The sequence below is a fragment of the Streptomyces sp. NBC_00090 genome, from assembly GCF_045160815.1.
Taxonomy (GTDB): domain Bacteria; phylum Actinomycetota; class Actinomycetes; order Streptomycetales; family Streptomycetaceae; genus Streptomyces.
Genome location: NZ_CP108224.1, coordinates 8,212,075 through 8,236,235, shown reverse-complemented (window position 1 = coordinate 8,236,235; position 24,161 = coordinate 8,212,075). Strand labels below are relative to the sequence as shown.

The window sequence follows — 24,161 nt, the reverse complement described above, 5'->3', positions numbered from 1 at the left end:
AAAACGGGGAGCCACCGGCCCCCTCCCCAAGGAGCTCCCATGCGCGTCGAAGCCACCCCGCCCCCGTCCGCCGTCCCCGGTCCCCTCTCCCGCCGCACCGTGCTGGCCGGCGCCGCCGCCCTGGCCGGCACGACGGCCACTCTGGCCGCCACGGCGGCCTCCGCCCACGCCACGACCGCATCCCGGGCCGTGACCGCCGCATCCGGCGCGTCCGGCGCGTCCGGCGGATCCGCCCCCGAGACCGCCGCATCCGGCGCCGCCGGGCGCCGTGCCAGGGCCACGGTCTTCCGCGACGTCCGTCCGTTCGGCGCGGCGAGGGCCACGGACCTCGTGGTCGTCGACGGCCGCGTCTCGGACGGCCCGGCGCCGCGGGGCGCGAAGGTCGTCGAGGGCGGTGGAAGGATCGCGCTCCCGTCCCTCGTGGACGCCCACATCCACCCCGACAAGACGACCTGGGGCGGCTCCTGGGTCTCGCGGCGGCCGGCGAGCGGCATCGCCGACTACGTGGCCCAGGACGTGGAGCTCTTCCACGCCCAGCGCCGCCCCGTCGCGGAACGCGCGTACGGACTCATGGCGCACGCCGTCACCCGCGGCACCCGGGCGATGCGCGCCCACGCCGACGTGGCCCCGGCCTACGGCCTGGCCGGTGTCGAGGGCGTCGCGGAGGCCCGTGAGCGGCTGCGCCACGCTCTCGACGTCCAGATCGTGGCCTTCCCGCAGCACGGCGTCATCCGTACGCCGGGCACGGCGGCGCTCCTTGAGGAGGCGGCCCGCGAGGGCACCATCGACATGATCGGCGGCATCGACCCGATCGGTTTCGACCAGGCACTCGACGCGCAGCTCGACCTCGTCTTCGGCATCGCGGACCGCCACGGAGTCGGCGTCGACATCCATCTGCACGACCGGGGCGAGAAGGGGATGAAGGCCATGCGCGGCATCATCGACCGCACACGCGCCCTCTCCCTCGCCGGCCGCGTCACCGTCAGCCACGTCTTCTGCCTGCCGGAACTGTCGGATCGCGAACTCGGCTCCATCGCCGCCGACCTGGGCGCCCAGGACATCGCCCTCACCACCGTGGCGCCCTCCGACGCCCTGGTGCTGCCGATCGCCCGGCTGCGCGAGCACGGGGTGCGGGTCGGGCTCGGCTCGGACGGCGTGCGCGACTCGTGGAGCCCCTTCGGCAACGCGGACATGCTGCATCGCGCGCAGCTCCTCGGCTGGGTGCGGGACGTACGCCTCGACGAGGATCTGGCGGACTGCTACCGCGTCGCGGCCCACGGCGGTGCGGACGTCATGGGGCTCGCGCACGCCGACCTCGCGCCCGGCGCACCGGCGGACTTCGTCCTCGTGCGGGGCGAATGCCTGCCGCAGGTCGTCGTGGACATGCCTCAGCGGGACATGGTGGTGCACGGCGGAGTCGTGGTGGCCCGCGACGGCGAGTTCCTCGCCTGAGCCGACCGGGGCGGTTCCGGCGGCCTGTCCGTACAGTGTCGATCGGGGTACGGGCGGAGCCCCGCCGTGACCGCCCCCGCCCCCGCCCCACCCCGGTACGTGGACCGTGGGGCACGTGTGGACTGCGTGTGGGCCCGTGTGGACTGCATGTGCACCACATCGACCCTCTGGGAGCGCTCTCAAGCGGTGCGGGCTGTGGATATCCTGGTCAGCGTCGGACCGCAGCGCAGACGAGGAGCGACCGCCTTGCCCGAGCAGACCACGGGATCCCGCCCCACTCTGGAAGCCGTCGCCGCACACGCCGGAGTCTCCCGCGCCACGGCCTCGCGGGTCGTCAACGGGGGTGCGGGGGTACGCGCTCCGCTGGTCGAGAAGGTGAACAGGGCGGTCGCGGAGCTCGGCTACGTCCCCAATCACGCGGCCCGCACCCTGGTCACCCGGCGCAACGGCGCGGTGGCCGTGATCATCGCGGAGCCCGAGTTCCGGATCTTCTCCGACCCGTTCTTCGAGCAGCAGGTGCGGGGCATCAGCCGGGAGTTGACGGCGCACGACTCCCAGCTGGTGCTGCTGTGGGTGGAGGGTCCGGGCGACCACGAGCGGATCGCCCGCTATCTGGGCGGCGGGCACGTGGACGGGGCGCTGGCGTTCTCGCTGCACAGTGACGACGAGCTGCCCGCCCTCATCGACCGGGCCCGGATTCCCGTGGTGTTCGGCGGGCGCCCCGCCCCGGGCATCGACCCGGCCGTGCCGTTCGTCGACTGCGACAACCGCGGCGGCGCCCGGGAGGCGGTGGGCCATCTGGTCGGTCTGGGCCGTCGCACCGTCGCCCACATCTCCGGTCCCGGCGACCAGACCTCCGCGATCGACCGGCTCCACGGCTATCACGACGTCCTGCCCGACGCCGACCCCTCCCTCCTGTGCCAGGGCGCCTTCACCGAGGAGAGCGGCGCCCGCGCCATGGCGGAGCTCCTCGACCGGAGGCCGGACCTCGACGGCGTGTTCGTCGCGAACGACCTGATGGCGACGGGCGCGCTGCGCACCCTGCGGGAGCGCGGGGTGCGGGTCCCGGAGGACGTGGCGGTGGTCGGCTTCGACGACATGGCCTCGGTGGTCGACCGGACCTCCCCGGCCCTGACCACGGTGCGCCAGGACATCGAGGGCATGGGACGGCTGATGGTCAAGCTGCTGATGCGGCTGCTCGACGGGGTGGACGGCGAGGCCCCCGCCTCCGTGATCACCCCGACGTCGCTGGTCCGCCGCGCGTCGGCCTGACGGAGAGCGCGAGGCGGCGGGCCCGGAGGTGTCTCCGGGCCCGCCGCTCCTGTGGGGGTGTCGGGTCAGTCGTACGGGATGACGACCACGGACTTGTCCGTGCCCGTCCGGAGGCGTGCGTCCGCGTTCCCGATCGCGCTCCAGACCTCCAGGCGGACCGTGCCGCCGCGCAGGTCGCCGAGGGTGCCGGTGGCCGCCTTCAGGCCGCGGGCCTGGGCGTACTCCTCCCAGCCCACGACGGGGTCGGTGGCGAAGTAGTGGTAGGTCTCCGTCCGGTCGAAGGTGCCGTCGCCGGTGAGGTCGTAGCTGATCCGGGCCTGCTGGCCGAGGCCGACGGCGGTGCCGGCGTCGACGTGGAGGCGGAAGGCGGTGAGGCCGCCCGGCCTGAGCGTGCCGTTGACGCCCTTGATCTCGTACACCAGCGGTCGGCTCGGGGTGCCGTCGTGGTTGGCGCCCTGCGCCGAGGGAACGGTGTCGCTGCCCTCGGCGGCGCCGGTGGCCGTGGTGAGGCTGCCGCCGGAGCGGAGCTGGAAGGTGTTCCCGGTGGGCTGCGGACCCGGGTCGGGGTCGGTGCCGCCCGTGCCGTTGCCCGTGGCGGTGGAACGCGCGGGCACGGTCAGGGACTTGCCGTCGGAGAAGGTGACCGTGCGGGCGGTCGCGCCGTGGTTGTGGGCCACGTACGTGCGCGTGGTGCCCTTGGTGAAGACCGCCGAGGTGGGGATGGACCCCGTGACGGAGGCGTCGGGGGCGCCGAGCGCGTCGAGAGTGGTGAGCCAGTGGTAGGTGTGGGCCTTGGACTCCCCCGCCTCCGGGGTGTATCCGGCGTGGCCCGCGTCCCACTTCGCCTTCGCGGCGCCCGGGTCGGCGAAGGACTGGAACTCCCAGAGGATGTCGCGCCATTCGACGGCGGGGCCGCCGTTCTCGCGTTCCAGCTCGGCGATGTTGCGCCGGACGGCCTCCTTGTGTCCGCCGAGGTGGAGTGAACCGCCGGTCACGGGAAGGACGTTGATGCCGTGGATCTCCTCGGGGTTGGCGGTCCACCAGGTGGCGTAGGCGGCGCCGCTGCCCCACACCATGCCGGCCGTGTCGTGCTGGAAGCCGGCGGGGAAGACCTGCTGGTCGGCGTCGAACCAGTACTGGGCGATGGCCTCGCCCTCCGTGGTGAGGAGGTACGTGCCGAGGTCGCGCAGCGCGGTGTCACCGGTGGCCGAACCCCACAGGACGAGCGCGGCGCTGAGGTTGGTCGACTCCGAGGACGACTCCTGGTTGTTGCCCGCCGCGAAGCCCTGGTGGCCGCTGGCCCAGCTGTGTCCGGCGTAGACGTCGAAGCCGCGCAGGAACGGGAAGGAGCCGTCGGTGCGGCTGGGGTTGGCCGTGTCGCGGACCAGGGTCTTCACCATGGAGCCCCAGGCGGAGTCGGCGGCCCAGGCCTGGTCGTACTGGGCGACGATCGCGGCCGCGTAGACGTAGTAGCCGTAGTGGAAGTGGTGGTCGTTGAGCTCGGTGTCGCTGCCGTAGGAGGCCGGGTAGCCCGTGAGGGTCTTCCACGCCTGGTCGTAGGAGAACTCGCTCGCTCCGCCCGCCGTGAACCAGTCCTGGAGGCGGCCCTTGATGAGCCCCAGGAGCTTGTCGCGGATCGCGCCCTCGCCGATCTGGTCGGCGAGCGGCACCAGTTGGGCGAGCTTGCCGAGCGCCTTGCCGGTCCAGTACGTGTCGACGGCGCCGGAGAAGGGGTCGGAGGAGTTCGCGACCTCGTTGAGGTAGCCGCGCAGCCGGGCCGTGTCCACACCTCCGCCGCCCGGCAGTCCGGGCAGGGTGGCGGCCGCCCGCTGGGTGGTGGTGAAGGAGGCCGACTCCCGGACCTTCATGGTGCCGCGGGGCGAGACGTACGTGTACGGGGTGAGCGCGTCGGTGGTGTGCAGCCACTGGTGCCGGTAGAGCGCCTGGAGCGTGCCGCGCTCGGTGCCCTCCTTCGCCTCGGTGGTGAGACCGTAGGTGGCGCGGACGGTGCCGGCGCCGTAGCTCCAGTTCACCGTGGACCCGGTGACGAAGCTGTAGGCGTACTTCCGGTAGGTCGCGAGCGCGTCGGTGGAGGGCAGGACGGCGACGGAGAAGTAGTCCTTGCCGCCGAGGCCGGCGGTGAGGGTCGAGCCGGAGACGGTCCAGTCGCTGCCGCCGGGGGCGAAGAGCGCGTAGTGGTGGCCCGCGACGGTGATGCCGAGGACGTTCCCCTGGTCGGCGAAGACGGTGGGGGCGGTGGCGGTGGTGATCCGGGCGTCGCCGCCGGTGCCCTTGGCGTACACGAAGGGCATGCCGTGGCCGATGGTGGTGCGCAGGGTGCGCGCGCCGTCCGACCAGTACGGGGTGACGGTCCAGTCCGACCAGGCGTCGACCTTGGTGTCGGGCGAGTTGAGTCCGGTGAGGCCGAGCGTGAGGTCGCGCTTGTGGGCGTACTCGTACTGGCGGCCGTCGCCGACGACGGCCGCGCTGGTCGGGTAGCCGATGTCCAGGCCGCCGGCGACGGCCTGGTAGGTGAGCGGATGGCCGTACATGGGGGTGGAGTACGGGTTGTCCCCGTACCGCTGGAAGGCGAGGGAGGACCACCAGTCGTTGGTGGGCACCGGCTTGCCCTGGGCGGCGGCGGTGACCTTGGGGGTGACCGGTGCGCCGGTGTTGGTGGTGGGGCCGGAGGTACCGGCGGGTCGGGTGTCGGAGTAGCTTCCGGCGCCCACGGGGACGGTGGCGGCGGCCGCGGGTGCGGCGGCGGGGCCGAGTCCCAGGGCGGCGAGGGCGGAGACCAGGGCCAGTGCGGCGGCGGGCCGGGTGCGGGGGGCTGGCATGAACGGCACCTCATGTCGTCACGACGGATCGAGTACGGACGGGGGATGGGGGTGGTGCGGCATGCGTGCGGAGTCGCGGAGGGGTTCCGAGGGCCGGGAAGGGCCTTTCGAGAGCGCTCTCAAACGCTCCGGATGGCCGAAAACGTAAAACTCTCGAAACCTGGGTGTCAAGAGAGGGGACAGGGAAGGCAGTTGGGCCCCGAGTCCAAGCCGTTACGCCTTCAAGTCTTGACGGGACACCCGGAGCGCGGGCACGCTCCAACCGCATTCTTGAGAGCGCTCTCAATCAGCTCTCTCGCTCGCCCCGGAGCCAAGGGAGGCTTCCCATGCCCATCGCCCGAGCCGCAGGATCCGCCGGATCCAGCACCGGAACCGCCGCCAGGCCCACCGCCAGGTCGACCGTCGGCACCGCAGCCGTCCGTCTCGGGGCGGTCGTCCTGACCGGTGCCCTGCTCGCCGCCTGCGGAGCTTCCTCGGACGGGGCGGCCACGGACGGCGCGGGCGGAGAGGTCACCATCACCGTGGACCTCTTCGGCTCCTTCGGTTACAAGGAGGCGGGGCTCTACGCCGAGTACGAGAAGCTCCACCCGGGCGTCACCATCAAGCAGACGGACACCGAGGACGAGGCCGACTACTGGAAGTCCCTCCAGACCCGGCTCGCCGGCGGCGGCGGCCTGGCGGACGTCCAGGGCGTCGAGGTGGGCCGGATCGCCTCCGTCGTCCAGCAGCAGTCCGACAAGTTCGAGGACCTGAAGAAGTACGGCGCGGACGGTCTCAAGGCGCAGTTCGCCGAGGCGAAGTGGGCCGCCGCCACCGGGAAGAACGGCGAGGTCCTCGGACTCGGCACGGACGTCGGCCCCGAGGCGATGTGCTACCGCACGGACCTCTTCAAGAAGGCCGGGCTGCCGACCGACCGCGAGGAACTGGCCAAGCGCTGGGCCACCTGGGACGGCTACCTGGCGCTGGGGAAGCAGTACAAGGCGAAGACCCCCGGCAAGAGCACCTGGCTCGACAGCGTCGGCAGCCTCTACTCGATCATGATCGGGCAGGAGAAGGAGCGGTACTACGACGCCTCCGGGAAGCTGATCTGGGAGCAGAACCCGGCGCTGCGTGCCGCCTGGGACCACTCCGTCCGGGCGGCGGAGGACGGGCTGAGCGCCGAGCTCGACCAGTGGTCGCCGCAGTGGAACCAGGCCTTCGCCGCCGGATCCTTCGCCACGATGCCCTGCCCCGCCTGGATGCTCGGCTACATCAAGGGCCAGGCCGGCGAGGGCGGCAAGGGCAAGTGGGACATCGCCACGCTCCCCGGCGGCGCCGGCAACTGGGGCGGCTCCTACCTCGCCGTGCCGAAGGCCGCCCAGCACAAGAAGGAGGCGTACGAGCTGATCAAGTGGCTCACGGCGCCCGAGCAGCAGACCAGGCTCTTCGAGAAGCAGGGCAACTTCCCCTCCTCCACCGGCGCGATCGAGAAGGTCGCCGCCGCCAAGGACCCGTACTTCTCGAACGCCCCGATCGGGAAGATCTTCGGTGACGCGGCGAAGGGCGCCCCGGTCCAGGTCCTCGGGGTGCACGACCAGAACATCTCCCAGCAGATCACCAACGCGCTGAGCGAGGTCGAGCGCAAGGGCGTCTCGTCCGAGAAGGCGTGGGAGAACGCGCGGAAGGGCGTCGCGAACACCCTCGGCTGATCCCGGGGCCGGACGGGTGGCCCACTCCCGGCGCACACCCGTCCGGCCCCGACGCACCCGGGTGCACGGCGTCGTGCACCGGCGCCGTACACCCCGTCTCTCCCCCGATTCCTCCCCGAAGGGCCGCACCGTGACCCTCACCGCACCCGCGACACCGCCGCCGGTTCCGACACCGGCATCGGCATCGGAGCCGCCGAAGTCCCGCCCCGCGCCCCGGCGGGGACCGTCCGTCCGGCGGGCGTGGCAGAAGGCCTCGCCGTACGCCTACATCGCCCCGTTCTTCACTCTCTTCGCCGCCTTCGGTGTCTTCCCCCTGATCTACACGGCGTACGTCTCGCTGTACCGGGTCGAGCTCCAGACGCCCGGCGACATGGAGTGGCGGGGCCTCGGCAACTACACGGCGCTCCTGAGTGACGATTTCTTCTGGAACTCGCTGCGCAACACCTTCACCATCGGTCTCCTCTCGACCGTGCCGCAGCTGGTCATGGCCCTCGGGCTCGCCCATCTGCTCAACTACCGCATGCGCGGCCGCACTTTCCTGCGGACGGCGGTCCTGCTGCCGTACGCGACCTCGGTCGCCGCCGCCACCCTCGTCTTCGCGCAGCTCTTCGGCCAGGAGTTCGGGCTGATCAACTACGTGCTCGGAGTCGTCGGCATCGGTCCCGTCGACTGGCAGACCGGCTCGGTCGCCTCGCAGATCGCGGTCTCGACCGTCGTCATCTGGCGCTGGACCGGCTACAACGCGCTGATCTACCTGGCCGGCATGCAGTCGATCCCCGACGAGCTGTACGAGGCGGCCGCGATGGACGGAGCGTCGCGCTGGCGGCAGTTCTTCCATGTGACCCTGCCCGGGCTGCGCCCCACCATCGTCTTCACCGTCATCGTCTCCACGATCGGCGCCACCCAGCTCTTCGGGGAGCCGCTGCTGCTCGAAGGCTCGATCTCGGGCGGCATCTCGCACCAGTACCAGACGCTCGGCCTCTACATGTACGAGCAGGGCTGGGGCTTCTTCCACCTGGGCCGGGCCGCCGCGATCGCCTGGGTCATGTTCCTGCTCATCGTGGTGGTCGTCGGGGTCAACGCACTGATCGCGCACCGCCGTTCGCGCAAGGAGGCCGGCCGATGACCGCGCCGAGCACCACAGAGGTCCCGCCCCGCCCGTCCTCGGACGACCGTCCGCCGCGGGACGCCCGCCCGCCGCGGCTCGACCGCCCGTCCCGGCGCGGCCGTCCCTCCCGGGCGGGTCGCACCCTGCACGCGGGGCCCGTCGCCTACGCGATCCTGATCGTCGCCGTACTGGTCTCCGCGTTTCCGTTCTACTGGACCCTCGTCGCGGCGAGCCGCTCCAACGCCGACCTCGCGCAGGTCCCGCCGTCCGTGCTGCCCGGCCCGAACCTGATCCGCAACTTCGAGGCCGTGCTCGAAGAGGCCGACATCGGCAAGGCGTTGCTCAACTCCCTCATCGTCTCCGGATCCATCACGCTCGGCACCGTGCTGTGCTGCACCCTGGCCGGCTTCGCCTTCGCCAAGCTCCGCTTCCGGGGCAGGGGCGCGCTGCTCACGATCACCGTGGGCACCATGATGATCCCGCCCCAGCTCGGTGTGATCCCGCTGTTCATGATGATCGCCGAGCTGGGATGGGTGAACCAGCTCCAGTCGGTGATCCTGCCGGGCCTGGTCTCCGCCTTCGGCGTGTTCTTCATGCGGCAGTACCTGGTGCAGACGCTGCCGGACGAGCTGATCGAGGCGGCCCGGGTCGACGGGGCCTCCACCGCCCGGATCTTCTGGTCCATCGTGGTGCCGATCGCCCGGCCCGGCATGGCGGTCCTCGGCCTGCTGACCTTCATGGCCGCGTGGAACGACTTCTTCTGGCCCATCGTCGCCCTCTCCTCCTCGGAGCCGACCGTCCAGGTCGCCCTGCGCCAGCTGGGCGGCGGCTACGTCCACGACCAGTCGGTGATCATGGCGGGCGCCCTGCTCGGCACCCTGCCGGTGCTACTGGTCTTCGGCCTGCTCGGCCGGCAGATCGTCGGCGGCATCATGCAGGGCGCGGTCAAGGGCTGAAGCCGCCCCGGAAGCACATCGCCCCGCCCTCCCCTTCCCCTTCCCCCTCCGCCTCCGCCTCCGCCTCCGCCTCCCCAACAGACTTCTCACTCACGGGAGTTCCCACCTCATGACCGCGATCGACGCACGCCCCGACAGCCCGACCACCCTCCGCTTCCCGCAGGGCTTCCGCTGGGGCACCGCCACGGCGGCGTACCAGATCGAGGGTGCCGCCGCCGAGGACGGCCGCACGCCGTCCGTCTGGGACACCTTCAGCCGCACCCCCGGCAAGGTGCGCAACGGCGACACCGGTGACATCGCCGCCGACCACTACCACCGGCTCGACGAGGACATCGCCCTGATGCGGCAACTCGGCGTCACCGACTACCGCTTCTCGATCGCCTGGCCCCGGGTGCTGCCCGCGGGGCGGGGCCAGGTCAACTCCAAGGGGCTCGACTTCTACCGGCGGCTCGTCGACGGGCTCCTCGACGCGGGCATCCGGCCCGTCGCGACCCTCTACCACTGGGACCTGCCGCAGGAGCTGGAGACCGGGTCCGTCAGCGACTCCGCCGCGGGCGGCGGCTGGCCGCGGCGGGAGACCGCGTACCGGTTCGCCGAGTACGCGGGCGTCATGGCGGACGCCCTCGGCGACCGGGTGGCGACCTGGACCACACTCAACGAGCCCTGGTGCGCCGCCTTCCTCGGCTACGGCAACGGCGTGCATGCCCCCGGCCGGACCAGCGCCCTCGACTCGCTGCGCGCCGCCCACCACCTCAACCTGGCGCACGGGCTCGCCACGCGCGTACTGCGCGGTGCGCTGCCTGCCTCCGCCGAGGTGTCCCTGACGCTCAACCTGCACGCGGTACGGCCGCTCTCCGACGCCCCCGAGGACAGGGAGGCGGCCCGCCGGATCGACGCCGTCGGCAACCGCATCTTCCTCGACCCGGTCTTCCACGGCCGGCTCCCCGAGGACCTGGTCCGCGACACGGCCGGGATCACCGACTGGTCCTTCGTCGAGGACGGCGATCTGGCGACGACGTCCGCGCCGATCGACTCGCTGGGCATCAACTACTACTCCCCCTCGGTCGTCGCGGCGGGCACCTCCGAGTCGCCCTCGCCGTGGGCGGGTGCGGAGCGGCACGTACGGTTCGAACCGGCCCCGGGACCGCGCACCGCAATGGACTGGCCGGTGGACGCCACCGGTCTGCACGAGCTGCTGGTCCGGCTGCGGGACGAACTGCCGGGCGTCCCCCTGGTGGTGACCGAGAACGGGGCGGCGTACGAGGACTACGCCGACCCGTCGGGGAACGTGAAGGACCCGGAGCGGGTGGCCTATCTGCACGCGCACCTGACGGCCGTGCACCGAGCGCTCGCGGACGGGGCGGACGTGCGGGGCTACTTCCTGTGGTCGCTCCTGGACAACTTCGAGTGGGCGTACGGCTACAGCAAGCGGTTCGGCATCGTGCACGTCGACTTCGCCACGCAGCGCCGGACCCTCAAGGACAGCGCCCGCTGGTACGCGGAGGTGATCGCCCGGGGCGGCCTCGACGCCTGAGGAAGGGGCGGCGAGGCCTGGCGGACCGTCGGGCTCAGGAGGCGGTCCCGGCCTTCAGTGCGCCGCGGACGAAGTCCGTCGTCAGCCTGACGGCCGACTCGACGGGCACGTACTGCCCCTCGGGCGGGTTGAAGTCGAGCACTCCGACGGCCCCGTAGTCGGCCCAGAAGCAGGTGGTCGTGGGGAAGGTGTCGGTGACGTTCTGCCCGCACTTCACCACCAGGTCGCGGCTGGTCACGAGCCGGGGCTCGCCGGTGACGTTCCGGCCGTTGTCGACCGCGGTGTCCATGGACGCGTCGTAGATCGTGTTCAGCGAGGCGGTGGGGTCCGCCACCTTCTCGTAGAGGGTGGTCCGGGCGGTGAAGACCGGGGCCGACACCGACATGGCGCCCTTGCGGAGGATGATCCTGGGGCTGCCGAAGCAGGAGATCTCGTCGGTGTCGCCGACGCCCTCGATCTCCTTGAGACCCTCGTCTCCCCGTACGCGCATGTCGAGGCCGCTGCCCCACCGGATCCCGCCGTCGCCCTCGTCGCAGACGAGGCCTTCGATCTGCGGCACGGCGATGTCCGTGTAGCGGGTGCCGGAGTCCGCCGCGAGCTTCTCTCCGGTGGACCCGCCCGACCCGGCGGAGCCGTTCGACTCTTCGGACCCGTTGGACCCGTTCGACCCGGCGGAGGTGCCCGTCCCTGCGGTCCCTCCCCCGCCCGACGGCTCCGCGGAGCCGCAACCCGTCACGGCGGACGCCAGGACCACCGCGGCCACCACTGTCCGAAACCTGCTCACGTGCCGACTCCCCCGAGAAGTACCGAAAATGATCAAGGTCGCGGTGATCATACGGGGGGGCTCCGGCGGACGGATGACGCCGAGGGGGGTGCCGTGGCACCCCCCTCGGCGCCGCGGCACCCCCGGTCACCACCCGGAGGAGGTCGGGGAGGCCGAGGAGGTCACGCCCGCTGCCACAGGGCCGGGACGTTCGGCGGCTCCCAGCCGGTCTGGGCCTGATGGCCCTGGAGGCACCGGTAAGTGGCGCCGCCGTACGTGACGGTGGCCCCGGCCGCGTAGACCTTGCCGGCCGCCCAGGTGCCGCCCGGCTGCGGTTCACCGGGCCCGGGGCCCGGGTCGCTTCCGGTGATCCTCAGGGTCAGGCCGTAGTTCTGCAGCAGCGGGTTCAGCGGCTGGAAGAAGGTCGTGCCGCCGCTGGAGCAGTTGCCCGAGCCGCCCGAGGTCACGCCCTGGGCCTGGCTGCCGGAGATGTACGAGCCGCCGGAGTCGCCGGGCTCGGCGCAGACCGTCGTACGGGTCACGCCGGAGATGGTGCCCTCGGGGTAGGTGACGCTGGTGTTGTGCTGCTGGATCGTGCCGCAGTGCCAGCCCGTGGTCGAGCCGGAGCGGCAGACGGACGCGCCGACGGGCTGCAGGACCGACCCGGTCACCTGCACGTTCGCCCCGCCGGAGCCCTTGACGTACGGGGTGGCTGTCCAGTTGGTGTTGGCGGCCACCCACGCCATGTCGTTGCCGGGGAAGATCGAGCCCTGGAAGCTGCCCTGGGCCACCTGGTTGAAGCCGCTGGTCGTGGTGCCCGCGCGACCGCAGTGCCCCGCGGTGGCGAAGCCCTGCGTGGTGCCGCGGGTCACCGCGAAGCCCACGGAGCAACGGCCCCCGCCCCCCATGTAGTACGCGTCGCCGCCCCGGATGTCGTACAGCGGGCGGGGTGCCTCGGCCGTCCTGACGACCCGCACCAGCTCGCGCGGGACGCCGGCGGCGGCGACGAGCCGCGCCCCGGCACCGGCCCGGGCCTCCTCGACGACCAGGACGTTGGCGCGTACGTCGACGTACCGGACGGGCGCCTCGGCGGTGGCGGCCCGGTCCAGCGCCCGCTTGGCCCGCTCCAGGGCCGTCAGGCCGTGCGGGACGAGCCGGGCGTCGGCGCCCGTGGCACGTATCGCGGCCGCGTCGGCGGCGCGGGTCGTGGCCACGGTCAGGGTGCCGGACTCGGCCCCGTCCACCCAGGCCCCGGCGAAGGCGGCGCCGAGCCCCTGGCGGAGGCGGGCGGCGGTGGCGCCCGCCTCCGCCTCGTTGGCGAGCCTGGTCAGCGCCTGGGGGCGGGTGAGTCCCAGGTCGCGCTGCATGGCGGAGAGGAGTTCGGGCTGGGCGGCGGTGGCGGCAAGGGTCTGAGCGGCGGTCTTCGCGGTCGGGTTCCGGTCCGGGGCCGCGGTGGCGGTTCCGGCCTGGAGGCCGGCCAGCGCCATCCCGGCGGCGACCAGCGCGGTACAGGCCGCGCGGGCGTGTCGTCGGAGCATGGGGAGTCTCCTCGGTTCTCGGTGGGGGATCTGCCCGAACCGTAGGGATCCCGAAGGGGGCGGCGGGAGTTGTCAGTCGGCCCCTGCCACCGCGTTATGCCCCGGGGCGCTCCGGGGCGGGGAACGAGGACGCGACCGTGGCCGGGGGCTGAGCCGAGGCCGGGGGCTGCGCCGTGGCCGAGGCCGGGGGCCGCGCCGGGGTCGGGGGCCGCGCCGGGGTCGGGGGCCGCGCCGGGGTCGGGGGCCGCGCCGGGGTCGACGGCTGCTCCGGAGTCGGGAGCGGCACCACGACCGGGGTCGGTGCCACGACCGGGAGCGGCACCACGACCGAAGTCGGCACCACGACCGAAGTAGATGCCCCGACCGGAGTCGATGCCACGACCTGGGTCGGCACCGGAACCGCGACCGCCCCGACCGCCGCGACCGGCGTTCGGCCCGCGCTGTGGGCCAGTGCCTCCGCGTGTGCCGCCCGGGTGTGGTGGAGCACCGCGGCCGCCCGGCCGGCCGCCCGCCCCTCGGGGTGCCAGCCGAGGAGGTGCCGCCAGACCAGCGGGGCACCGGCCAGCGGACGGGTCACGATGCCCGGCGTCACGGGGAAGGTGGCCCGGCAGAGGCCGACGGCCCGCCCGACCTGGACCAGGTGCACACAGGAGGCGGTGTCCGTCTCGTACACGCAGGCCGGGGTGAAGCCCGCGCGCACGCAGGCGGCGGCGAAGCAGTCGCCGAAGCAGCCGTCGCCCGGGACGTCGGTCCAGGCCTCCACCGCCAGTTCGGCCAGGTCGAGTTCGGCGCGGGAGGCCAGCGGATGGTCGGCGGCGAGCATCACGTACACCGGGTCGCGGGCCACCTCGGTCCACGCGAGCCGCCCCGCCTCGGGCGGCGCGCTCTCGCCGCAGACGCCGACGAGGGCGAAGTCCAGCCGGCCGGCGGCGACCCCGCGGGCGATCTCCCGCTCCGACCAGGAGGTGTACGTGGTCACCGGCGAGCCGGGTTCGGTCCGGGCCAGCCGGTCGACGAGGCCGCCGAGCAGCGGGCCGTGCGTGCCGCCGAGCCGGTAGCCGCCCGCGCCCTCCCGCGCGAACCGCACCGCCTCCTCCTGCAACTCGCAGACCGCGGGCAGCACCACACGGGCCCGGTCGAGCACCAGGTCCCCGAGGGCCGTGGTCCGCACCCCCTCCCGCCCGCGCTCGAACAGCGCGCCTCCCAGGGCCCGTTCGATCCGCTTGAGCTGGGCGCTGAGCGCGGGCTGCGCGAGACCGAGCGCGGTGGCGGCTCGCGTGAGACTGCCTGCGTCCGCGATGGCCCGTATCGCCTTGAGGTGCCTCAACTCCAAGTCCATACGGAGAGCTTGACGCTCCCTCACCGATAGGTCCAGACCATAGACGGGGGAGGTGTGGCTCAGGGCCGTTCCGCGAGGAGGGTCGCCAGGTGGTCCGCGAAGGCGACGATCCAGTCGAGCTCCGCGCCTCCCCGAGCCCCCCGGAAGCCATGGCGCCGCCCCCAGAAGGCGGCCTGGACCGCGTGGAGCTGAGCCCAGCGCCGGACCCGCTCGCGGTCGAGTTCGGCGGCCTCGACGAAGACGTCCAGCGCACGGTCGACGGCCGCGCGCAGGTCGTCCGCCCCGAGGAGGGCGAGCGCGCGGGACTTGAGCAGCGTGCCGCCGTCGTAGGCCGGGTCGCCCACGTACCCCTTGGGGTCGACGGCGAGCCACGGTTCGCGGTCGGCCCGCAGGATGTTGCCGGGGTGGAGGTCGCCGTGGATGAGGATGTCCGGCTGGACGGCGCCGAGTTCGCGGACGGTCGCCGCCGCCGCGGCCACCACGGAGGGCGGCAGGGCGTGCGCCAGCTCGGCGGCGTCCTTCCGCAGCTCCTCCTCCCAGGCGCCGGCCCGGTCCCGCAGCCGGGGCAGGCCGGGCGGGGCGGGGACCGCGAGCCGTCGGCCGAGCCGTCCCGCGACGGCCAGGATCTCGTCGCCGTCCTCGACCTCCGCGAGGGTCGAGGTCGGCGACGAGGCGCCGGCCCGTTCGAGGAGCATCGCGAAGCGCTCGTCGTCCCGCTCGTGGAGCAGGACGGCGCCGCGCCCTCGCCACGCGGCGAAGGCGTCCGGCTCGTGGACGTTGCCTGGGTGCGGGTAGGACACCTTCAGCGCGGCGGCACTCCCGTCGCTCCGCCGCACCGGGACGATGACCCCGACGCCTCCGTGCATGACGTCACCGTCCGGAACACATCCCCATCGATCCATCAATTCGTCGACGATGTACGGGAGTTCGGAGATCCATCTCGCCCCGGGCTCCCCCTCACGGTCGACGGTCGTCCGCACGAAGGCCTCTGGTGTCCTGATCACCCGAACACCGTACGCGGAGGCGGTGGCCGCGCCACCAGGAGCTCGCCCATCGTCCACATACATGAACAGAAATCAAATACGAGTCTATTGACGCGTCCACGTCGGAGCTCTAGCGTCCCGGAGAAAGCGCTTTCTCGGGCCGGATGCGGGCACTCGTCCGGCCCGTTCATGTCACTGAACCCGCATGAGCCCCCTCACTCTGGAGATCAACGATGCGAACGGGACCCGTCATCGCGTGCGTCGGCCTGCTGGCCGGCACGCTCGTCACCCTGGCCGGTACGACGGCGCAGGCCGCTACCACCGCCTACGAGGCGGAGACCTCCCCCGCGGTCTGCACCGGCACCATCGACTCCGACTGGGCCGGATTCTCCGGCACCGGATTCTGCAACGGCACCAACGCGGTCGGCGCCTACGCCCAGTTCACCGTGAACGCCCCGGCCGCGGGCACCGCCACGCTCACGGTCCGCTACGCCAACGGCACCACCACCGCGCGGCCCGCCGCCCTCACGGTGAACGGATCCGCCGTCTCCTCGGCCTCCTACGAGGGAACGGGCGCGTGGACGACCTGGGCGACGAAGACGTTCACGGTTCCGGTGAACGCCGGCGCCAACACCGTCCGGTTCAACCCGACCGCAGCCGTCGGCCTGCCCAACATCGACCGTCTCGACGCCGAGGTCGCCGGCACCACCACCCCGCCCTCGGGCACCGCGCTCTACGTGGCGCCGAACGGCACGGACTCCGCCGCCGGCACCGTGTCGGCCCCGACCACCCTGACCGCGGCCATCGCCCGTATCGCCCCCGGCGGGACGATCTACCTCCGCGGCGGCACCTACAACCACTCCCAGACGATCACCATCCCGGCCGGGAACAACGGCACGGCCGCCGCCCGCACGAAGCTGTCCGCCTACCCCGGCGAGAAGCCGGTGCTGAACTTCTCGGCGATGACCGAGGACCCGGCCAACCGCGGGCTCGCCGTGAACGGCTCCTACTGGCACGTCAACGGCATCACCGTCGAGCGGGCCGGCGACAACGGCATCTTCGTCGGCGGCAGTGACAACGTCATCGAGCGCACGGTGACGCGCTTCAACCGCGACTCGGGGCTCCAGCTCTCCCGGATCGCCTCCACCACGCCCCAGAGCCAGTGGCCGTCCCACAACCTCGTCCTCAGCGCGGAGTCGCACGACAACGCCGACTCCGACGGCGAGGACGCCGACGGCTTCGCCGCGAAGCTCACGGTCGGCCCCGGGAACGTCTTCCGCTACGCCGTCGCCCACCACAACATCGACGACGGCTGGGACCTCTACACCAAGACCGACACCGGCCCCATCGGCCCCGTGACCGTCGAGGACTCCCTCGCCTACGAGAACGGCACCCTCTCCGACGGCACGCAGAACGCGAGCGGCGACCGCAACGGCTACAAGCTGGGCGGTGAGGACATCGCGGTCGACCACGTCGTCCGGCGCAGCATCGCCTTCCGCAACGGCAAGCACGGCTTCACGTACAACAGCAACCCGGGCTCGATGGCGGTGTCGAACAACCTCAGCGTCGACAACGCCCAGCGCAACTACTCCTTCGACGCCGGCACCTCGGTGTTCCGGAACAACACCTCGTGCCGGAGCGGCAGCGGTACGAACGACCGGACCATCGGTGACGTCGACGGCTCCAACCAGTTCTGGTCCGGCACGAACGGCTCCCGGTGCGCCTCCTACTCCGGCGCCCTGAGCTGGTCGTTCGCCACCGACGGCCGGCTCGCCGTGACCCTCGGCGGCAAGCCGGTCACGCTGTAGCCGACCCGGCCCGCCACGGCCTCCCGCTCCCCCGCGGCGTTCACGCGGCCGACACACGACTGTCGTACGGGAGCGGGAATGCCGTTCGCGAACGGGCCCGTTGGCCCTGACATGACTCTCGGAGTAATCCTCAGCTCGACCTCCCGCCAGCTGCCCATCGACGACACGGTGCGACTCGCGCGGGAGGCCCGCGACGCCGGACTGCACTCCGCGTGGTTCGGCCAGTCCTTCGCGTACGACTCGCCCTCGCTCGCCGCGATCGTCGGGCGCGAGGTGCCGGGACTACAGGTCGGGACCGCGGCGATACCCGTCTTCGGCCGCCATCCGCTGATCGTCTCCAGCCAGGCCCAGACCGCCCAGGCCGCCACCGGCGGCCGCTACCACCTCGGGCTCGCCCTCGGCACCAAGCACCTGACGGAGGAGGGCTTCGGCATCCCCTACGAGCGGCCCGTCGGGTTGCTCCGGGAGTTCCTCACGGCCCTGCGCCAGCTGGTGGAGACGGGCGCCGCGGACTTCCACGGCGAGCTCCTCACGGCCACGACGCCCTGGCCGGCGGCGGTTCCCGGGGCCCAGCCGCCGGTGCCGCTCCTCGTCGCCGCCATGGGACCGCAGGCCCTGCGGGTCAGCGGTGAACTCGCCGACGGCATCCTGCCGTTCCTGGCCGGTCCGCGCGCCCTCGCCGAGGACATCGTCCCCGCCGTCACCGCCGCGGCGGAGGCGGCGGGCAGGCCCGCACCGCGGATCGTGGCCCTCGTCCCCGGTGTGGTCACGGCGGACGCCGGGGCCGTACGGGAGAAGGCGACCGAGGCCCTCGCGCTCTACGAGCGGATCCCGTCCTACCAGCGTGTCATCGAGCGCTCCGGCGGCACGCGGGCCGCCGACCTGGCGGTGATCGGCGACGAGGAGGTCGTCGCCGCCGAGGTGCGGCGCTACCGCGAGGCGGGGGCGACGGAGGTGGTGTTCACGGCGACGGACCTGGGCGGCGAGGCCGACCGCCGCCGTACGTGGAAGCTGCTCGGCGAACTGTCGAGGGAGTTCGGCACGAAGGACTGAGGCCCCCTCGGTGTCGCCGCCCTTCCCCCTGACGCGGCGGCTCCGGAGGCCGATCGGGTGGACCTCGGGGGGAGGGTCAGGTCGGCGGCGTCCCTCCCCCGGGCCCCGGTTCACGATGGCCTCGGCGGAGCGCCTCGGGCTCCGCGCCCGCGCGACCAGGTGAAGGGGGAGAGATGGCCGGCCGACGCAGGGCGATCGCCCGACTGCTGACGATGTGTCTGGTCGCGGGCGGTGCCACGGCGCCGGCCTCCGCCGCGGTGGCGCGGCCTCCGGTGGTGCGGGACGCGCTCCCGGCCGACCAGACGACGATCTCCTACGACGACCTGCGGACCGGCTGGGACCGGGACGAGCCCGGCCTCGCCCCGGATCAGGTGTCCAGCTCGGACTTCGGGCTGCAGTTCTCGACCACCGTCGACGGACAGGTCTACGCGCAGCCGCTGGTCGTGGGGCGCACGCTGGTCGCGGCCACCGAGAACAACAAGGTGTACGGGATCGACGCGGCCACCGGGCGGATCGGCTGGACCAAGGACTTCGGCGCCCCCTGGCCCGCCTCGGCGATCAGCTGCGGGGACCTGGTGCCGAACGTCGGGGTGACGGCCACACCGGTCTACGACCCGGCGAGCGACGCCGTCTACTTCACCGCCAAGGTGAACGACGGGCCCGACCTCCAGCACCCCAACTGGTACGTGCACGCCCTCGACCCGGCGACCGGCGCCGAGCGCGCGGGCTGGCCGGTGAAGGTGGCGGGGGCGCCGGTGAACGACCCGGGGCGGGCGTTCAACCCGTACACGGCGGGGCAACGGCCGGGGCTGCTGCTGATGGGCGGCTCGGTCTACGCGGCCTTCGCCTCGCACTGCGATCGCGGGCCGTACGTCGGGTACGTCATGGGTGTCAGCACCACGACGCGCCGGACGACGCTGTGGGCCACCGAGGACTCCTCCGCCAACGGCATGGCGGGGATCTGGATGAGCGGTGGCGGTCTGGTCTCCGACGGGCCGGGCCGGATCCTCTTCTCGACGGGCAACGGCGTCTCGCCCGCGCCCGGTCCCGGCAGCCTGCCGCCGGGGCAGCTCGCGGAGTCGGTGGTCAGGCTCGGGGTGAACAGCGACGGCACGATGTCGGCGCAGGACTTCTTCAGCCCCGCCAACGCCTCCCAGCTCGACCTGAACGACACCGACCTGGGTTCGGGCGGCCCGGTCGCCCTGCCGGGCCCGGTCTTCGGCACGGCCCGGTATCCGCGGCTGCTCGTCCAGATCGGCAAGGACGGCCGTCTGTTCCTGCTCGACCGGGACGACCTCGGCGGCCGGAGCCAGGGCCCGGGCGGCACCGACAAGGTGCTCGGCTCCTTCGGTCCGTACGAGGGCGTCTGGGGGCATCCCGCCGTGTACGGCGGTCAGGGCGGCTACGTCTACACGATCGGCAGCGGCGGCCCGCTGCGGGCCTTCGCGTACGGGCTCACCGGCTCGGGCCTGCCGGGGCTGACCAACACGGGCAGCAGCGCGCAGCGGTTCGGCTACACCTCGGGCTCCCCGGTGGTGACCTCCACGGGGACCGATCCCGGGTCCGCGCTCGTGTGGGCGGTCGCCTCGGACGGGGCGAGCGGCGCGAACGGGCAGCTGCGCGCGTACGACGCCGTGCCGGTGAACGGGTCGCTGCGGCTGCGCTGGTCGGCGCCGATCGGCGTGGCGTCGAAGTTCGCCGTGCCGGCCACCGACGGCGGGCGGATCTACGTCGGTACCAGGGACGGGCACGTGCTGGCCTTCGGGCGGCCGGCGAACACGGCCCTGACCGGTGCGCCGGTGGACGCCGGCGAGGTGGCGGTCGGGGCGTCGGGAACCGTCACGGCCACGGTCACGGCGACCCGGGACGTGACGATCACCGGGGTGCGCACACCGGCGGGCGGCCCGTTCTCCGCGAGCTCCGACGGTCTGCCGCGCACGCTGCGGGCGGGCGAGACCCACACCGCGCGGGTGACCTTCTCGCCGACGGCCCCCGGCCCCGACACCTCGGCGCTGACCTTCACCACCGACCTCGGCGACAGCGCGCTCGGCCTGACCGGCTACGGCACCCGGCCCGGGCTCCTCGTCTCGCCGGGCGCGCTCGACTTCGGCACGGTGGCGACGACGACGAGCAAGGCGCTCGGCGTGACGTTCACGAACACGGGGACGGCCGACGAGACGATCTCGGCGGTCTCGGTCCCCGGCGCCCCGTTCCGCGCGGTCGACCCGCCGGCCGTCGGCACGGTCGTGCCGCCCCGGCAGTCCGTCACCGTGCAGGTGGTGTACGCCCCGACCGTCGCCGGAGAGCACACGGGGACGGTCGCCGTGGGCAGCGACAGCGGGACGGCGTCCGCAGCCCTGACCGGCACGGCCGTGACCGGGCGCGCGGAGCTCACGATCACCCCGACCTCGACGGCCTTCGGCGAGGTGAAGGTCGGTCAGTCGGTCACCAGAACCTTCGACATCAGCAACACCGGCAACATCCCGCTCACCATCACCAAGGCGAAGGCGCCCGCGGCTCCCTTCCACGTGACCGATCCGATCAGCGAGGGCCAGGTCCTCGGCCCCGAGGACGTGGTCCACCAGGCGGTGACCTTCTCGCCCACCTCGATCGGGGCGGTGACGGCCGCGTACGAGCTGACCTCGGACGACGGACGGGGCCCGCGCAACGAGACGCTGACCGGTACCGGGGTGGCCGGCACCGGCGTCACCGTGCCCTCCCCCGGCGCGGGCGGCTGGCGGCTCAACGGCGCCGCCGGGATCTCCGGCGACGACCTCCAGCTCACCCAGGCGAGCCCCTCCCAGCGCGGTTCGGCGGTCTGGCCCGTCCCCGTGCTGACCGACGGCCTCCGGGCCTCCTTCACCACGGTGATCGGCGGCGGCACCGGCGCCGACGGCCTCGCCTTCGCCCTGCTCGACCCGGCCGGGGCCACTCCCACCGCGCTCGGCGGGGTCGGCGGCGGCCTCGGCTACGCCGGACTGCCGGGCGTGGCCGTCGCCCTCGACACGTACCGCAACCCCGGGGACCCGTCCGCCAACTTCGTCGGCGTCGCGACCGGCGGCAGCGGCTCCGCCCTCACGTACGCGGCGACGACGTCGAGCGTCCCGAACCTGCGCGCGGGCACCCACACGGTCTCCGTGGCGGTCACCGGCAAGACGGTCACCGTCTCCGTCGACGGCACCCAGCGGCTGCGGACCACAGTGGCCTCGCTGCCGCCGGCGGCCCTGCTCGCCTTCACCGGCGGGACGGGCGGCCTGACCGACATCCACGCCGTGCGCGGCGCGGCCATCACCTCGCCCTCGTACGCCCTGCCGCCGCCCGGCCCGAACGGCTGGACCTACAACGGCACCGCCGTCAGATCCGGCGCGAGCCTCGTCCTCAACCCCGCCCAGACCTACGTCAGGGGCTCGGCGATCCAGGGCACGTCGGTGCCCTCGGCCCGGCTGCGGGCCCGGTTCACCGCGACGCTCTCGGGCGGCACCGGCGCCGACGGGCTCGCGCTGATGCTGCTCGACGCGGCCCGGGCGACACCGAAGTCGCTGGGCGCCGGAGGCGGCGGCCTCGGCTACAGCGGGCTGCCGGGGGTGGCCGTCGCCCTGGACACCTACCGCAACCCCGGCGAGCCCTCGTCGAACTTCGTCGGCGTGGCCACGAGCGGCTCGGCGTCCACCCTGCGGTACGCGGCGACCTCGACCGCGGTCCCCGCGCTGCGGACGGGCAGTCACGTGATCGACGTGAACGTGACCGCCGCCGGGCGGCTCCTCGTCCTCGTCGACGGGGTCCAGGTCATCGACGTGGCGGTGACGCTGCCGCGGAACGTCCTGGTCGGATTCGGCGGCGCGACGGGCGGCTTGACGGACCGTCACACGGTGACGGGGGTTCGCGTCGGCTACTGAGCGGAGGCCGGAAGGGACCGGGATCGAGCCGCGGCTCGTGTCGCCGCGCCGCCGGGGCGCGTCCGGGGACCCTCCCGGCCGGGCCGCGCCGACGCGTACCAGGACGGCACCTCGTACAAGCTCCTGGAGAGCGGCTTCTACGCGAACAAGAACGCCCTCTCGCGGCTCACCGACCCTCGGCGGAGCAGCTCATGGTGTCAGCCCGTCCCGTCCTTCTTCCAGGGGCCGACGCCGAGCTTCCCCGTCGTGCCGAGGTCGAGCTCCGGCGTCACCGTGACGGGGGCGGCGCCGGGCTTGGCCCACACGCGCGCGTAGGGGGCGTTCACCGGATCGCCGACACCGCCTTCGACGGTGTTGCGCCAGACCAGGCCGGCGTGGGCGCGCTCGCCCGGCCGCAGGACGAGCGGTCGCGCCGGGCCCTCGGCCCCGGTGCCGCCGGCGATGGTCTCGCCGCCCTGGAGCAGCTCCACCCCGGTGACGGGCCCGCGGTCCTCGTCGCGGAGCTGGATCCGGGGGTACCCGTGCAGCGGGTACGGCGTGGTCCCGCAGTTCTCCAGATGGAGGCCCACGACCCGGAGCCCCATGGCGGCGTCGCCGTCGTCGGCGTACACACGCACGCCCGAGGCCGGGCAGGGGCCGGCCTCGGAGGGCGCTTCGGCGGTCGGGACGCTCCTCACCGTCACGATCCGCACGCGGCCCCAACCGGCCGCGTCCGGGGGGACGTCGGCGGCGGAGACGGTGCGCCGGACGGTCTTCCCGGGGGCGAGGGCCTCGACCGTCTCCTCGGCGTTCGTCATCGCCTGGCCGGACTCCGAGAGGAACTCGAAGGTGATGGTGTACGTGAGGGGTTCGGTCTCCTTGTTGGTGACCGTGTACTCGGCGCAGGGTCGGGCTGTGCCGCCGGAGGGGTCGTCGGTGGGCGAGCCCGTACCGATGCCCGTACCGGTGCCGGTGCCGGTACTGCTGCCGGCGCCCGTACTCGTCCCCGATCCCGTGAGGGTGACGCCGTGTTCGGCCGGCGCGTCGCCCGGCCGTGCCGCGCATCCGCCGCCGGACGCAGAGCCGGACGGCTTCGCCGAGGCGTCGCCCGGCCGCTCCGTGCCGCAGGCCGTGAGCAGCAGGAGACCGGCGAGGGCGGCGGGAAGAGTGGCGTTACGCAAGCGGGGCCTCCGGAGGGCGGAGCGCCGCCACCGCGCTGAGCATGAGTTCCAGCGCGAAGGGGTAGCCGCTGTCCCGCATGTCGGCGGCGAGGAGCGGATAGGTCGCGGCGATGTTCGGGTGGGTGTCCGGCGACAGTCTGCCGTACACCTCCTGCCACACCTCCTCGTCCCCCTTCCGGGCGGCGGGCGGCAGGGCCGCCGCCGCAGCGTCCTGGGCGGCGAACGCCAGGGCCTGGTCGACGAAGGCGTGGTAGATCCGCACCGCGAGGGCGTCGGGGAAGCCCCCGGAGCGCAGGATGCCGAGGATCCTCTCGACGGCCCGGGTCTCGTGCGGGCGGCCGGTCGTGCGGTACGCGGCAAGGACGGCGGCCTGCGGGTGGGAGAGGTAGCAGGCGTGGACCCGCAGACCCATCGAGCGGAGGTCCGTCCGCCAGTCCCCGGTCGCCGTCCAGCCGTCCTGCGCCCGGCCGATGAGCTCGTCCGCGAGGGCGAGGAGGAGGGCGTCGGTGTTGCGGAAGTAGCGGTACAGCGCGCTCGGGTCGGCGCCGAGCGCGGCGCCCAGGCGCCGTACCGACAGCGCTTCGGCGCCGTGCTGGGCGACGAGGCGGAGCGCGGTGTCGACGATCAGCTGCTCCGAGAGGACGGCGCCCTGCTTGGTGGGCCTGCGGCGCTGCCGCCTTCCTTCGGGAACCACTCTTTCGGACATGGCCGGGACCTTACGTCAACGCCATTGACGTGTAAACAGCCTTGCCGCTTCCATAGCGCCCAACC

Annotated in this window: 15 protein-coding genes and 1 pseudogene; 9 read left to right on the top strand and 7 right to left on the bottom strand. The window is 73.2% G+C overall.

The window, feature by feature from the left end:
* Positions 1 to 39 precede the first annotated feature (39 nt).
* Both OG361_RS36605 and OG361_RS36600 read left to right on the top strand, forming a co-directional pair.
* Entirely contained in the window at positions 40 to 1,452 is a 1,413-nt protein-coding gene (locus OG361_RS36605; RefSeq protein ID WP_405860564.1) for an amidohydrolase family protein, read from the top strand.
* Positions 1,453 to 1,698: 246 nt separating this feature from the next.
* Positions 1,699 to 2,724: a LacI family DNA-binding transcriptional regulator gene (locus tag OG361_RS36600; RefSeq protein ID WP_405860562.1), complete on the top strand. Its 1,026-nt coding sequence runs from the start codon at positions 1,699 to 1,701 to the stop codon at positions 2,722 to 2,724.
* Positions 2,725 to 2,789: 65 nt separating this feature from the next.
* On the opposite strand, the gene OG361_RS36595 is transcribed toward OG361_RS36600, so the two are convergent.
* Positions 2,790 to 5,564: a glycosyl hydrolase gene (locus OG361_RS36595; RefSeq protein ID WP_405860560.1), complete on the bottom strand. Its 2,775-nt coding sequence runs from the start codon at positions 5,562 to 5,564 to the stop codon at positions 2,790 to 2,792.
* 326 nt (positions 5,565 to 5,890) lie between these two features.
* Here OG361_RS36595 and OG361_RS36590 point away from each other — a divergent pair, with 326 nt between their 5' ends.
* The 4 genes from OG361_RS36590 to OG361_RS36575 all read left to right on the top strand — a co-directional run bounded on the left by OG361_RS36590 (position 5,891) and on the right by OG361_RS36575 (position 10,850).
* Entirely contained in the window at positions 5,891 to 7,252 is a 1,362-nt protein-coding gene (locus OG361_RS36590; protein WP_405860558.1) for an extracellular solute-binding protein, read from the top strand.
* Positions 7,253 to 7,520: 268 nt separating this feature from the next.
* Entirely contained in the window at positions 7,521 to 8,378 is an 858-nt protein-coding gene (locus OG361_RS36585) for a carbohydrate ABC transporter permease (protein WP_405862634.1), read from the top strand.
* Entirely contained in the window at positions 8,375 to 9,316 is a 942-nt protein-coding gene (locus OG361_RS36580; protein ID WP_405860556.1) for a carbohydrate ABC transporter permease, read from the top strand. Before OG361_RS36585 ends, OG361_RS36580 begins: the two co-directional genes overlap by 4 nt.
* Positions 9,317 to 9,425: 109 nt before the next feature.
* Positions 9,426 to 10,850: a GH1 family beta-glucosidase gene (locus tag OG361_RS36575; protein ID WP_405860554.1), complete on the top strand. Its 1,425-nt coding sequence runs from the start codon at positions 9,426 to 9,428 to the stop codon at positions 10,848 to 10,850.
* A 34-nt stretch (positions 10,851 to 10,884) separates the two neighbouring features.
* Here OG361_RS36575 and OG361_RS36570 read toward each other — a convergent pair whose 3' ends face one another.
* The 4 genes and pseudogenes from OG361_RS36570 to OG361_RS36555 form a co-directional block, all read right to left on the bottom strand.
* Positions 10,885 to 11,634 (bottom strand): hypothetical protein, encoded by a 750-nt coding sequence (locus OG361_RS36570; protein WP_405860552.1) that lies wholly within the window; start codon positions 11,632 to 11,634, stop codon positions 10,885 to 10,887.
* Positions 11,635 to 11,795: 161 nt separating this feature from the next.
* A complete protein-coding gene (locus OG361_RS36565) occupies positions 11,796 to 13,151 on the bottom strand; it encodes a carbohydrate-binding protein (protein ID WP_405860550.1) in 1,356 nt (451 codons plus the stop codon).
* 430 nt (positions 13,152 to 13,581) lie between these two features.
* A pseudogene (locus OG361_RS36560) lies at positions 13,582 to 14,490 on the bottom strand (LysR family transcriptional regulator); the annotation flags it as partial.
* A 59-nt stretch (positions 14,491 to 14,549) separates the two neighbouring features.
* The gene (locus tag OG361_RS36555; protein WP_405860548.1) at positions 14,550 to 15,494 is read right to left on the bottom strand and encodes an aminoglycoside phosphotransferase family protein; all 945 of its coding nucleotides are present in this window, start codon (positions 15,492 to 15,494) and stop codon (positions 14,550 to 14,552) included.
* 212 nt (positions 15,495 to 15,706) lie between these two features.
* On the opposite strand from OG361_RS36555, the gene OG361_RS36550 reads away from it, so the two are divergent.
* The 3 genes from OG361_RS36550 to OG361_RS36540 all read left to right on the top strand — a co-directional run bounded on the left by OG361_RS36550 (position 15,707) and on the right by OG361_RS36540 (position 22,230).
* Positions 15,707 to 17,281: a carbohydrate-binding protein gene (locus OG361_RS36550; protein ID WP_405860546.1), complete on the top strand. Its 1,575-nt coding sequence runs from the start codon at positions 15,707 to 15,709 to the stop codon at positions 17,279 to 17,281.
* Between the two features lie 111 nt (positions 17,282 to 17,392).
* Positions 17,393 to 18,334, top strand: a complete 942-nt coding sequence (locus OG361_RS36545) for an LLM class F420-dependent oxidoreductase (protein ID WP_405860544.1) — start codon at positions 17,393 to 17,395, stop codon at positions 18,332 to 18,334.
* Between the two features lie 173 nt (positions 18,335 to 18,507).
* Complete coding sequence (locus OG361_RS36540; protein WP_405860542.1) at positions 18,508 to 22,230, top strand: choice-of-anchor D domain-containing protein; 3,723 nt, start codon at positions 18,508 to 18,510, stop codon at positions 22,228 to 22,230.
* 197 nt (positions 22,231 to 22,427) lie between these two features.
* On the opposite strand, the gene OG361_RS36535 is transcribed toward OG361_RS36540, so the two are convergent.
* Positions 22,428 to 23,390, bottom strand: coding sequence for a DUF4232 domain-containing protein (locus OG361_RS36535; protein WP_405860540.1), 963 nt, complete (start codon positions 23,388 to 23,390; stop codon positions 22,428 to 22,430).
* Positions 23,383 to 24,096 (bottom strand): TetR/AcrR family transcriptional regulator, encoded by a 714-nt coding sequence (locus OG361_RS36530; RefSeq protein ID WP_405860538.1) that lies wholly within the window; start codon positions 24,094 to 24,096, stop codon positions 23,383 to 23,385. The genes OG361_RS36535 and OG361_RS36530 overlap by 8 nt, the downstream gene beginning before the upstream one ends.
* Between the last annotated feature and the right edge of the window lie 65 nt (positions 24,097 to 24,161).